Raw genomic sequence first — 13,514 nt, forward strand, 5'->3', positions numbered from 1 at the left:
ACATGCTAGAAACAACAAGTTACGCTATATCACCTTCGAAGGTCAATGAGCCAAAGCTGGTCAATCATTCGGTGGGATCGATTCAATCCTTTGAATGGGATGGTGAAAAACTGAATGGAACTCTGTCTAAAGGTACATTTTTACTTTACTTCATCAATGAAAAAACCTTGAGATTTCACGTCAACCCATTTGGGGACCCTAAGACTGAATCCTCTGTCGCAGTAGTAGGTGATTCGGGTTCTATGGAAGGAGAATTGACCGAAGATGAAGTGTCTCTTTCTATTGATTATGGATTTGCAAAAGCCATTATGAATAAAAATCCATTCAATTTGGTTGTAAAAAGAGACGAAGAAGTCGTTTTTGAAACGTCATCGACTTGTGTTGGTTATACCTCGGAGAAGCATGTATTTTTTAACGTAAAAAAAGAATCGGATCGTCCTGTGTACGGACTGGGTGAAAAGAGTGGCTTTTTAGATAAAAGCGGATCGAAAATCAGTAATTGGAACACCGATGTCTATGCACCTCATAATAAAGATACGGTTGAATTGTATCAGTCGATTCCATTCGCTATTCTTCATCGACCCAAAATGCCAGTGGGTATATTTTTTGACAACAGCTACCGTACCGAATTCGATATGCAAACGTATCAAAACTCGGTTTCCATTATGGGTGAAGGTGGCGAGGTGAACGCGTATATCATACTAGGAACGGACATAAAAGATGTCGTCAAACTCTATACTGATTTGACAGGTAATACCCCCTTACCTCCAAAATGGTCTTTAGGCTATCACCAGTCAAGGTATAGTTACACCTCTCAGGATGAAGTAAAACAAGTAGTGGATTCTTTTAAGAAATACGAGATTCCATTGGATTGTGTTTTTCTAGATATTCATTATATGGATGGTTATCGTGTGTTTACGTTCGATGAAGAACAGTTTCCCGAATATGAAAAACTGATCCAAGAATTGCGTGAACAACAAGTGGATGTCGTTCCAATTGTTGATCCTGGGGTGAAGAAAGATGTTGAATATCCCATATATAGAGATGGTATTACCAACGATTATTTTTGTAATTATATCGATGGAACGATCTATCATGGGGAAGTCTGGCCAGGTGAGAGTGCATTCCCCGACTTTATGAATGAAAATGTTCAAAGATGGTGGGGCGACTTACATGCTTTTTACACGAAACTTGGCATCCGTGGGATATGGAATGACATGAACGAACCATCTGTTTTCAATGATACGAAAACGATGGATGTAAATGTGATGCACCGAATGAATGGAGAACTGATCTCTCACAGAGAAGGCCATAATTTTTATGGGCTCTATATGAGTATCGCAACCTTCAATGGACTGAAAGAACAAATGGAAAATACACGACCATTTTCACTAACAAGAGCTGGCTATGCTGGGGTGCAGCGATACTCTGCTGTTTGGACAGGAGATAACCGAAGTCACTGGGAGCATTTAGAGATGTCGATCCCGATGATAATGAACTTAGGCATGTCAGGAGTCGCATTTTCAGGAGCAGATATCGGTGGATTTTCCTCAGATACCACGCCAGAGCTTCTCATTCGATGGACCCAGGTAGGAGCGTTTTTACCTTACTTCAGAAATCATAGTGTTCAAGACTCTATTTACCAGGAACCTTGGGTCTTCGGCGAAAGCACCCTGCAATCAGTAAAAAAGTACATTGAGATACGCTATCAATTCATGCCTTATTTATATACTTTGTTTTATGAATCAGAGCAAACGGGGGTGCCGGTGGTTCGACCGTTAGTCATGGAATATCCCGAGGATGAGAATACCTTTCAAATTAGCGATGAGTTTATGTTAGGTTCACAAGTACTAGTTGCACCAATCCTCCGACCAGGGCAAACACACCGTTCAGTCTATCTTCCCCAAGGAGTTTGGTATGATTTTTGGACCAATGAACAATATCTTGGCGGACAACATCATCTGATTTCTGCTGATTTAGATACATTGCCTATCTTTATAAAAGGCGGTACGATTTTGCCTCTAGGTAGCCAGGTGCAAAATACGAAAGAAAAACAATCGGTTTCCCTACATGTGTATTTCGATGAAAATCGGCAAGCTTCTGGATTGTTATATGAAGATGACGGTATTTCCTATGATTATCGTGAGGAACATTATAGCCTAAGCACTTTTACCATGAAAAAAGGTGAAAAGTTGATTACTAAGCAAGGAGGACTTTTAGAGGCGGATACTACATTTGACCAAATAGTAATTGCTGAAACGAACAACGATGAAATGGGTGAGAGTTAATGGCAAAAAGTAGAAGTGATTGGTGGAAAACAAGCATCGTTTATCAAATCTATCCCAAAAGCTTTAATGACACCACCGGTAATGGAATGGGTGATATTCAAGGGATCATAGAGAAACTTGATTATCTAAAAAAACTAGGTATCGATGTCATATGGTTATCCCCAGTATATGACTCGCCCCAAGAGGATAACGGATATGATATTCGAAATTACCGAGAAATCTATGAACAATATGGTACGTTAGAAGATTTGGATCAACTTTTAGATGAGGTTCATGCTAGAGGGATGAAACTAGTCATGGACTTAGTTGTCAATCATACCTCTGATGAACATCCGTGGTTTGTAGAATCTCGCAAAGACAAGGGCAACCAATATAGAGATTACTATATTTGGAGAGATGGAAAGGAAGACGGGTCACCACCCACAAATTGGGGTTCTATATTCGGCGGTTCTGCTTGGGAATTTGATGAAGAAACTGAACAATACTATCTTCACTTATTTGCTAAAAAGCAGCCTGATTTGAACTGGGAAAATGAAGATGTAAGAAAAGACATTTATGACATGATGAAATTTTGGCTTGATAAAGGTGTAGATGGATTTCGTATGGATGTCATTAATTTTCTTTCTAAAGATACAAGATATCCAGACGGACAGATAGGGGAAAATGACACATATGGAGATGGAGGGCCATTTTTTGTTAATGGACCTAGGATTCATGAATTCATGAAAGAAATACATCAGGAAGTATTGTCTGATTATGATGTCATGACCGTCGGAGAAATGCCAGGAGCTTCACCTGAGGATGCGAAAGAATATACCGATCCTCAAAACGATGAACTGAATATGATCTTCACGTTTGAGCACATGAACCTTGATTGTGTGAATGAGGACAAATGGAATTTGAAAGACATTGACTTAGTTGAGCTGAAAGAGAACTTCGAGAAATGGCAAAAATCTCTGTATGGTGTGGGATGGAACAGTTTATATTGGAATAATCATGATCAGCCAAGAATTGTGTCGCGGTTTGGTGATGACGGTCAGTATAGAGAGAAATCTGCAAAAATGTTGGCTACTTGCCTGCACATGATGCAAGGCACACCATACATTTATCAAGGCGAAGAACTAGGAATGACGAATGTTCGTTTTGATCAATTAGAAGACTATCGAGATATAGAAATCTTCAATATGTATGACGAGAAGCGGGCTATCGGGTGGTCTCACGAGCGTATTATGGAAGCGATTCATGCTAAAGGGCGAGATAATGCTCGAACCCCTATGCAGTGGGATGACTCCAAGAGTGCTGGTTTCACTGATGGTGAGCCATGGATTGCAGTGAACCCACGCTTTAAAGAGATTAATGCAAGAGCTGCATTAGAAGACGAGAACTCTAATTTTTACCATTATCAAGCATTGATCGATTTAAGGAAAAAGCATGAGGTAATTACTGAGGGAAAGTTTGAATTAGTCTTACGTGATGACCCAAATGTTTTTGCTTATAAACGAGTTGGTAAAGATGAGGCATTATATGTGTTGTGTAATTTTTCGGATCGTACTGTGAAAATTGATGATGAAGGATTGGTTGAGAGCTTACGTGATGCTGAGGTATGGATCACAAATGAAGATCAAGGTGAGATCGGAAAGTTACAGCCGTATGAAGGTGTTGTATATGGAGTATAGTTAGAGTGAGAGCTTTTTTTGAAATTTTAGAAGTTAAATCCTGTGGGAAACCGCAGGATTTTTCTGAAAGAATGTTATATGGGCAACTAATTAAACTCACTACAATTCAATTGTGATTGGACCTAAAAGTACTTTATTAGAAATAATAAATAGTAAAATTATCTTAATTGATCTTTCATCTTTGGGAGGTAAAGAATATGTACACGTTCTAGATGACCATTTATTTGGTTAATATCAGAAGGTTTCTCAATCTGGCCCTATAAAAATTACATATCATCCGTGTCTCTGCAAATACTAAGATGGGTGAAGGCTCATGACATATAAAATAACAAGTAGACAGCAAGCGATATTGGATGAATTAAAAGCATTTCATTTTGATGAGTGTCCTTCTATTAATTGGAAAAGCAAAATCATGGAACCATTTCCATGGGATTCTGTTGGACCAAATGAACAAACTTGGATCCAGAAAGATAAGAAATTTGAATCAAATTTCTTTTCACAAATAGTAGTGATCAACTCAGTCATTAATAATTATTTCAGATTAAATAAATACAAATCAAGAAAAAGAGATACCCTTCTTTATCAACAATGGAAAGAGAACTATCCTTTTGCTAAAACTGTGGTGGAGGGTCATGAAGGAGCATGGAGAGAAGTAGTAAAGAAACATGCTTCGTTCCATCAGAATGGTGATATTGCACAAGCTTATGGTTTATATGTTTTTGATTCGAGAACAGTAGAGTGTGATGTTTTTCTTCATACTATAGAAAAAATAATTCCAAGTAAAATTGAAAAAACAACGAAACGTGGAAAAATTCGTTTTCACGATATGCCGAAAACAAAACGATATGATTTATACCAATATTATGTGTACAGTAGCTTAAACAAGATTATAAATGATTTATTTGCGGTTTTACCTTGTGAAAGAGTGTTTATCAATGGATTAATTGATTCTCATGAAAATCATCAGCCCGTTTTATCTTGTGTTGTGGAACGGAAGGAACATAAACAAAAGAGGTGTCCAAAACGAACACTAGAAAAACACCGAAACATGGTAACGTTTAAAAAGAGAAGTGGTTTCTATCCTTTAAATAGCGTTTATTCACCAGAGATCCTATTAAAGGAGAAAGAATAATATGGGCTTATTTGACTTAGCATGTGTGGTTATCATCGTTTTTTTCATTTACAAAGCACATACCGCATTTGTTAAAGAGAAAACCATTACGTCTAAAATACAAGAATGGCACCATTTAGCTCCTATAAGTCTGAGGTATGATTCAAAGGGACTGAACACTAGTTATGTTTATTTTATAAAAGAATCAGGGATGAATCGTATTAAAATAGGAAAAGCAATTGATCCTGAACAGCGGATAAAAGAGCTTAGCACCGGTTCTGCACACAATTACGAAATCGTCCACCTTATAAAAAGTGAAAACCCGTATAAAACAGAAAATTTATTCCACAAATATTTTAACGAGAAAAGGTGTAAAGGGGAATGGTTTGATCTAAGTGAGAAGGAGTTAAGGTGGATTCAAAGAGAAGATTATACAAGAGAAATTGAAGATTCAATAAAAGGATACTGAAGAGCGAATACTATGGTGTTCGCTCTATTTAGAGAAATTCAATAAATAAGAGAACACATCAAAGTATTGAAGCATCTGTCACTATTACATAAATTATGGTACAATAATCCAAATTACCGAAAGGGTGTTTTGTTTGTCGTCTACATATGATCTATTGAAAACTATATTGTTAAAAAGACGATCTAAAAAGTCACGAAAAAAGATAGATTTATCATCACTAGAGTGGGAAATTTCCGAACAATCGAATGATTACATGAATGAAGGAGGTTATTATGCCTTCTACATTGCAATTCAACGATTAGAGGAAGAATCGATCCTCACACCTCTTCAAAAGAAATCTACTAATGGGCGCTCCCCCTCTTTGAATAAGTATTATTGGTTGCTCCCAGCAACCGTGGAACCTACTTGGTCTAAACTTCAGTTTTTACAAGTGGAAGACCTTTTGAACTTAGCCTTCTACCATGACCATCCAGAATACCAGACAGATGAAGAATGGAAGAGAATACTTACTATTTATCAATTCATGAAAAATCGGGAAAGTCGTCGATACGTATCAGTTCCTGAGCGCAGTTTAGAGTTATTTGGTGACGAAAAAGCAATTACCAAAAGCAAACTTGGAACGGTTACAAGATTGGGATTAAACCTACAAGACTTGAAAGCTGTTTCTCATGGGGAACCTTTTGTAAGTTGGTTAAAGCCAGGAACTGAATTGAAAGGGATACAAAACATTTTAATTGTAGAGAATCTCTCTTTCTATCACACTGCAATTCAACTTCAGCTAGAGAACCGTCTTAATAGAGAATATCAATTGATTATATATGGAGAAGGAAACAAAATTAATAAGAGTTTTTCTTTTATGTACCATATGTATCCCGAAGGTGAGCATACCTTTTATTATTGTGGTGACATGGATCCAGAAGGTTTTAATATTTTTTCTCGCTTAGCAAACTCGTATGACGTAAGATTCACTTTGGCTGAAGAGTTCTATGTGTTTATGGTTAAAAAAATAGAGTGTGCTAATTCATACACAGATCAAGTGGAAAATGTAATCAACAGAAATCATTTCTTGTCTTTTGCCGAGTCTCATAAAATCGAAGAAACGGTAATGAAACTATGGCATAAGCGAAAAAGAATTCCCCAAGAGGTAATCACGGTAGAAAGCTGGTAGAGGTGAAGAAATTATGGATGGAGCATGGAAATCCTTTAGTGAACGGGTCGGAAGACTTAATCCACTAATGATGCTCGGAAGAGGTATGGATTTAGGAGAGGTGACCTCACTTGCTCCTCAAATTCTATTTCGGGTAATCATGGAAGTCTTTTTCAGAGAATTAAATGAGGATGAAAGACGTGATCGAGCTTCGATACATATAATCGTTAAAGAAACATGTGAGAGAATGCAGATTAAGGTGGAAGAATCGGTAGTTCAACGTTTATCCAGTGGCTTGCTTTATCGTGGTGATGAGAAAATGTCCGAGCCATTTAGAAGTCCATTATTTAATGAAATAGATAATCAATGGACAGAACAAATATACCGGTATTTGGAGATGGATCCTTTACATACCCATTTGGAATCCGGTGGTAATATTGTCTATCAATTAACGGATGTGTCTCAGGAAATAATTTTTATGAGTCGCGAAATATCAGAAGAATTTTCAATTAGTATTGAACAACTTTATAGTATGCAGTTGATTAGGAATGGTAACTTCCAAAAAGCTTCTGATAACTTGAACCATTTAATTGCTAAAGTTAGAAAGTTGAGTGATGAGGAAAAAAGATCGATTCAACAAATTCAACAAGATCCTAAGATTCTAGTGTTAGGAGGAGTTAAACAAAGACAATTTCATCAAGAAGAAATTGAATCCCAATTTGAAGATGAAAAGAAATACTTCCGACAAATTTTCTCTCTTATTCATAAAGTTAGCGGGGAGCAAGAAGATCCGGCTATTAAACATGAACTGTCAATCCTACTAGAAAGGGTTGAACATTCAAGAAAATTACATGATCGATTTGCGAATTTGGTCTTTCAACATATTTCCCTGGAAATGGAATTGAAAACGAAGAATCCCGCACTTTTTTGGGACAAATCAGTTGTTTCTTTTAAAGAGAACATTTATGAAGGTTGGGTAATGAAAGAAGGCATACATGACTTTGGTGTCGCCGAAGAGATTGTTAATGGTTTATTTTCACCTATAACAGAGTTTATGTTGCCGTTGGAATGGGTCTGGGGAGAACAGAAAAATATTTATATTATAGAGGAAACAGAAGAGGGAGAAGAAGAATTTGAAGAGGAATTTGAAAGAACCTCTGTTGATTGGAAGTCTGTTGCAAAAGCTTGGAATCCTGTGTTTGAACAACTCAAGGAGATTGGTGAATTCTCTTTGCACCAATTAAAAGAGTTACCACGGGAGGAACAGGACAACTGGTTCGAAGAAAGGATTACATATGATTTGTGGATGTTATTTGACCGGAAAGCATTCTCGATCGAACCCTTGGAAGGTGGAGTATGGAATGATGAGCGGGAGAAATTGTTTCAAGAGCTACTTAAATTGGATGAATCTTATCAGAAGTTAATCGGTAAAAAGATAGTGGCCGAGTATTCGGATGAAGAGCCAGATTTTGCTTGGTATGGTACTAGGATGACTCCATATAAATTGATTTTGAAGGGCCGTGACGAAGTATGAGTATGGAAAATTTGAAAAAAGCATCCGAACTCTATTTTCGATTATTAGAACAGAAAGTGATTAACGATGAAGAAGAGTGCTTTCATTATTTTTTTGAATCTGAAGTACGTGATCATCTACTCGTATTATTGGATGAATCAAATACTAGAATTGTCGAAGCAGAAAAACGCCTCCACTTGGTGACAAAACCAGAGGGGTCTACATTTGCTACACATTTCACCCATATGAAATCTAAATATAGCGAAATGGAGAGCAAGAAACGTTTTAATCTTATTACCATCATTATTATGACTTATTTAGCCGAAGTCGATCGAAGTAGTGTGGTTCAGGTGAAGTCTTCGAGGGAGGGGTTGACGTATCATTATTTGCATTCAAAAGTTCAGAAGCTGGTAGATCATTGGATTAGACAATTGGATGATAACCCAAACTTTGGTGTGGAAGAAGGCCTTGCTCTTAAAGAGATTATTGAGGAATGGACCAATATGGAAGTCACGCATGACCGAGAAAGTCATCGACCCAATAAACGGACAAGAATTGGTTTAATTCGATCAGCTATGAAGTTGTTGGAGAATGAAGGGCTGGTCTATATAGCGGATAAAGAGCAGATTGTTGAGATATTTGCAAGACAGGAATTGTTTGAACGACTTGAATACCTTTATCATCATCAAGAACGATATCAACTTATTAAAGAAATGATTGAACAGGGGAGGAATTCCTAATGCCTCGTATCAACCGGTTACGCATATCGGGTTTGCATTATGATTCGATGAAGAAAAAATATTTGGATCGGACATTTGATTTTAATGATGGATATGAAGCGGCAAACACCCTTATCTCCATGATTAATGGAGGCGGAAAAGGTGTTTTACTTCAGACGATTTTTCAGGTGCTTATGCCTGGTACCGCTTGGGGTGAAGAGGGAAACCGTAAATATCAACAATTCTTTTACAATGAACGTGAAACCTTCAAGCCTTATACGTTCCATGTACTGATTGAATGGCAGTTGGATGATGTAGAACAACAATCTTACTTAATGACTGGCATCGCCTGTTCTGCAGAAAAATATGTGACTTCAGATGAGGACGAAAATGATTATAAAATTGAAAAGAAATTTCTTTTTTATAACCAAGATTATACTCAGTTGAAAGGTAGCTTCATGAGTGGTGGTGAGTTATTAATCAATCAATCAGGAAAATCTGCCACTCAGCTGGAAGCTGAACTAGCTGTTTATGGTATCAAACCATATCGTAATGAAAAACAACATCGGAATGTTTTAGATAGCTATGGAATTCGAAGAGAGGACTGGAACATTCAGAAACAAATCAATAGAGCGGAAGGAGGGGTTGGGAAATACTTTGAAGGTGCGGAGAATGACCATGCATTATTTCAGAAAAAGATTATTCCCGCCATCAGTCAACGATTGAAAGAAGACTTTACTGGTGACGATTTGGTCGAAATTTTCATCAGCCAAGCTAAAATTGCTCAAAACTTACCAATCCTTCTCTCCAGAGAAACTTCCCATAGAAAATTCATAGATATCATATCTCCTTTTTTAGAGGCCGTGGAGAAAGGTGAAAATGTCGAGAATAACTCAGAAGTCCATGTTCAACAAGGAAAGTACTTAATGAATGCGTTACAGCATGTGTTGGAAAAAGAATCAACAGATTTACAGGACTATCAAAGTGAATTGAATAGACTGCAAGAAAAGGAGTCACAGTTTCGATTTGAATTGATGAATTTGGATTACGCAAAAAAAGAAACAGAGCACTTAGGTATTGATAAGGAAATTGAAGAAATTCAAAAGTGGCAAGAAGATATCCGACAGAAACACAAAATAACAGATGAAGAAGTACAGAAAATTAGTGCTTTAATCAAAAAGCTTAAATGGATGGAATTACAAAAAGAAGTGAAGGAACTAAAGAAAAGTGAGCTAAACATTCAAAACTCTCGTCAATTAAAAGACATTGAAGATAAAAAGCAAGAGATAGAAAAGAAAGCGATTCAAATCTGGGAAGAAGATGCAAAATCACAAATCCAGCATAACGATTGGTCTTTTGGGCAAAAGATGGAGGAGCTTGATGAGCAGGAAGATGAAAATACCAGAAAGTTAGATACTCTAAAAGATCAGAAAACAGATTTATTGTCTAATCAAAATAATTTAAAACAAAATGCATCAGAATTCCAGCAATATGAAGAGGAAATGATCGATCGATTTACAGCTTCTTTGCAGCTCGACCCTGAATATATATTAGCAGCTACTGATAAGGAATTAAATGAAACGTTGGCGAAAAAGAATCATTATACTGAATTAATTGAATCAGAAGAGCAGTATTTAGATGAAATGAAACAAGAAAAAACGGAAGTTATAAGCTTGATGCAAACTAAAGATGAAAAAATAAAAGAAGTGAGTTCTGAGCGTATTGACCGAGAACGGATAGAGGCCGAATTAGCTACGGAATTAGCGAAAGTAATTCATCAGGATTTCCAAGGCAACAGCCGAGTGTGGTTCAATAGAGCTAAAAAAGATGTGGGAGTAAAACTGGAAGGGTTACAAAAAAGGTTACATGAGGAACAAAAAGCTTTGTGGCAAAAGCAATTGGATAAATCCCTGAATAATAACGAATTTTGGATTGCAAATAAAGACTTAAAAAGAGTAAAAGAAAAACTGGATTCATATATGGACGTCACATATGGTACTGAATTTCTACAAAGCCTGCCAGAGAATCAAATGCTTCATGAATTAAAAGCTAATCCTTTGCTTCCTTATAGTTTAATAGTAGAGCAAGAGTATTCTGAAATCACTCATGGGAATGTGGAAGTGTTCCATTCGCCTGTTCCGGTTTATGTAAGAAGTCAAATGAACAAATCGGGAATAGAGAATCACTTTTTAGTGACGGGGCAAGAGACAAGTATTATAAAAAATCAATTCATTTTTTTAGAATGGAAAAATCAGTTAGATGAAGAACTGAAGACTAATCTTAGTTTGGTTGAAGAATTAGAGAAACAGATTACTTACTTGGAAGATTTAGGTGAACAAATTAGGATACGAGAGTCCATTGGGTTTGCAATTGATTTGATAGAGCAGGAAGAACAATTGCAAGAAGAGATTGAGGGATTTAGACTCAAACATGATGATCTACTTCAACAAATAAATAAATGTAAACAACAAATTTATGAAGCTGAGAAAACCTGTAAGAATCTAGCCGAGAAGGAAGAAAAACTTTTAAAGGATCAAGATGACCTGCGAAATTACCTAATTAAATTGAAAGGTTATGAAGTACAAAAAAAAGAATTGAAGAGATTAATTGAAGAAATAGAACGATTAGAAGACTCAATATTAGAACATAAGCATACGACTAAACAAATTCGTGAAGAAAGTAAAAGCTGGTCCGGAGAGTATCACAGCTGGAAAGCAATGGTTCAAAGTGATTTAGAGCGATTAAAGATACTTTCTAGTGAATTCAAATATCCAGAACCACTGGAAGTGACAGAAAGAACATTAGACCATTCAATAACTTTTTTACATGGTTTAAATGGATTAGGGGAACAATACCATGAATTGCTTAACCAACAAAATAGTGAAGATGCTCGTTTGATGGAAATTCGCGGTAAAATTACTATGTTAGGTAACCAGATCAATGATAGTGAAAAGGAATTAAATCATGAATTTAAGGATTGGAAGCGACTTGAGGTAACTACCTATTCGGAACTGGAATTAAGGAACCAAAAAGAGAGGGCTAATGATCGGTTAAAAAAATTAGCTGAGAAAGACAGGGAATTATACGGTCAGATATCAGCATCTCAAACAAGAAAAGAAAAAACTCAAGAAGAACTAACGGAAATCAGCGAGCAAGTTAGAGCAAAGTTTGGTAGAGAGCCAGAACCTGTTAAAGGAGAGTTACAAGTCCTAGAAAAGGATTTGAACAAATCACTACGAACTTTGGAGAATGAAATTGGTGAAGCAACAGCTGAAATTGAGCGTTTGGATAATTTGGTGACAATATATGAAAGAGAGAAGAATAGATTGATAGACCAAGGAATTAAAGAAGGTGATCACGGCTCTTTTGAACGAAGTCATACTTTACAAATTCAGCAGAATGCCGAGAAAACAACCACTAACTGGATAAATAACCATCATATATTCAGAAAGAAATTGAATGATATGAAAAAAGACGTATCTAGAAAACAACACTGGGTTCATCTCGAAATAGAACCAACAAACTGGGATTCTATGTTCAAAAATAGTGTGATGAATTCACTACAACGTTTAGATTTAAACAATTTACAACATGTTAAATCAACTGTAGAGGATATGGTTCGATTTTCACAAGAAAGTTTATTACAGCTACAAAAAGATAAGAAGAAGGGAGAAGATGCTAAAGACATATGGGCTTCCAGAGCTGCAATGAAGGTAATGAGTATTAGCGAAAATATTCGCAAAATGCTTGCTAAAATGAAAGTTCGAAATGAATTGGGCTTATTCCCACTCGTTCATTTAAAGGAAGATATCTTACCTCAAAATCAAGAAGAAGTAGAAGGATACTTGAAAGATTATTTTGTAACCACCATTGAGCAAATTCTGAATCGCTATCACGAGATAAATGAGATGAATCTTGAATTGAAGAAGGATATAAAAAATGAAGTCGGTGATGAAAAGTTATTCTATATCGCTTTAAGACGACGATATCCAGTATTGAATGTCTATAATATGCAAACCAATAATGCTTTTTCTTATGGACGTCCCAAAAAGGAATATTATTCAACTTGGAAAACTATCAACAAAGGATCCGAAACCAAATCGGATGGGAGTGGTGGTCAAAAACTTGCTGCACGCACAATAATTATGATGATGCTGTTATCGATGAAACATGAGACGGAAGAGTTTTGGACCCCATTGATCAACGATAATCCGTTCGGACAAGCTGCATCTGAGCACGTTTTAGATCCAATTTTTTCAGTTGCTAAGGAGTTAAAGTTTCAATTGATTATGGTCACTCCGCCTGAGCTTGTCAAAACGGAAATCAGTAAAAGGTTTCCAGCTTATTACAAGCTTGAATTTGAAAGAATAAAAGGTAAGGACGTTGTTACTGAAGTAGTTAGGGAAAGCCATCGTATATATGGGTGATATTATTCTGCAGCCTAAAATAGTTACTAAGGTATTCGTTTTTAAGTTTTTATTAGCCTGGGAATTCTATCTCCGAGAGCTCAAAAGCTTCCTTTCAATATACTATCCTTATACCGTTAATCCAGTTATGTTTTCTAGAGTTTGTGATTTCTCTATTAGGGGAA

General features: G+C 36.4%; 8 protein-coding genes. All 8 read left to right on the forward strand.

What is annotated here, in order from left to right:
• Positions 1 to 2 precede the first annotated feature (2 nt).
• A complete protein-coding gene (locus CEY16_RS07820) occupies positions 3 to 2,288 on the forward strand; it encodes a glycoside hydrolase family 31 protein (protein ID WP_101331435.1) in 2,286 nt (761 codons plus the stop codon).
• On the forward strand, positions 2,288 to 3,964 hold the full coding sequence (locus CEY16_RS07825; RefSeq protein WP_101331436.1) for a glycoside hydrolase family 13 protein: 1,677 nt from the start codon (positions 2,288 to 2,290) through the stop codon (positions 3,962 to 3,964). The genes CEY16_RS07820 and CEY16_RS07825 overlap by 1 nt, the downstream gene beginning before the upstream one ends.
• A 349-nt stretch (positions 3,965 to 4,313) precedes the next feature.
• Positions 4,314 to 5,096 (forward strand): hypothetical protein, encoded by a 783-nt coding sequence (locus CEY16_RS07830; RefSeq protein WP_143484604.1) that lies wholly within the window; start codon positions 4,314 to 4,316, stop codon positions 5,094 to 5,096.
• A 1-nt stretch (position 5,097) separates the two neighbouring features.
• Positions 5,098 to 5,544 (forward strand): GIY-YIG nuclease family protein, encoded by a 447-nt coding sequence (locus CEY16_RS07835; protein ID WP_101331438.1) that lies wholly within the window; start codon positions 5,098 to 5,100, stop codon positions 5,542 to 5,544.
• A gap of 133 nt (positions 5,545 to 5,677) precedes the next feature.
• Complete coding sequence (locus CEY16_RS07840) at positions 5,678 to 6,712, forward strand: Wadjet anti-phage system protein JetD domain-containing protein (protein ID WP_101331439.1); 1,035 nt, start codon at positions 5,678 to 5,680, stop codon at positions 6,710 to 6,712.
• Between the two features lie 13 nt (positions 6,713 to 6,725).
• Positions 6,726 to 8,225 (forward strand): hypothetical protein, encoded by a 1,500-nt coding sequence (locus CEY16_RS07845; RefSeq protein WP_101331440.1) that lies wholly within the window; start codon positions 6,726 to 6,728, stop codon positions 8,223 to 8,225.
• A gap of 2 nt (positions 8,226 to 8,227) precedes the next feature.
• Positions 8,228 to 8,944, forward strand: a complete 717-nt coding sequence (locus tag CEY16_RS07850; RefSeq protein ID WP_143484605.1) for a DUF6063 family protein — start codon at positions 8,228 to 8,230, stop codon at positions 8,942 to 8,944.
• A complete protein-coding gene (locus CEY16_RS07855) occupies positions 8,944 to 13,350 on the forward strand; it encodes a coiled-coil domain-containing protein (RefSeq protein ID WP_101331442.1) in 4,407 nt (1,468 codons plus the stop codon). Before CEY16_RS07850 ends, CEY16_RS07855 begins: the two co-directional genes overlap by 1 nt.
• Positions 13,351 to 13,514: the final 164 nt, after the last annotated feature.

Origin of the sequence: Halalkalibacillus sediminis (assembly GCF_002844535.1) — a bacterium.
GTDB classification, from domain to species: domain Bacteria; phylum Bacillota; class Bacilli; order Bacillales; family Alkalibacillaceae; genus Halalkalibacillus_A; species Halalkalibacillus_A sediminis.